Raw genomic sequence first — 406 nt, 5'->3', positions numbered from 1 at the left:
AGTTCAGGCTGTTGAGCGGGCTGTGCTGGGCCGTGACGTCGATGCGGAAGCTCTGGCGCGGAGTGAACCAGATCTCCCACGCCACCTCGGCCGCGATGGCGTAGAGATCGTTCTCCGAGCGGTACATACGCTCGGCCAGTTGCACCAGCACGCGCTGCGCGAGGCGGCTGTGCAGATTGAGCTGCAGCGCCTGGCGCCAGGAAGCGCGCGCCAGCACGCCGCCGCGCCCCGTGAGCAGGTCATGCCCCGTCAGCCCGGTCAGGTCGTGCACCTCGTCGGCCAGGAAGCCCTCGACGCCGGCGGCGCAGGGCAGAAAGATTTGCAATGAATTCATAACGCAGGGGCGAGAGGATACGCCCTGGCGGCAAAACCCCTCGTCCGATCATTTTTCCGTATAGCAGAATAA

At 65.0% G+C, this 406-nt stretch carries 1 protein-coding gene; it reads right to left on the bottom strand.

Translation table 11 applies throughout. The features are described from left to right. A partial coding sequence (locus GVL52_RS32475) for a THUMP domain-containing protein (protein ID WP_200848050.1) occupies positions 1–325 on the bottom strand: 325 nt, incomplete at its 3' end. Positions 326–406: the final 81 nt, after the last annotated feature.

The sequence above is a fragment of the Rhizobium sp. 18055 genome (genome assembly GCF_902706285.1).
Classification (GTDB): domain Bacteria; phylum Pseudomonadota; class Alphaproteobacteria; order Rhizobiales; family Rhizobiaceae; genus Rhizobium.
The sequence above is the reverse complement of the archived record's forward strand: the minus strand, read 5'-3'. Positions and strand labels throughout refer to the sequence as shown.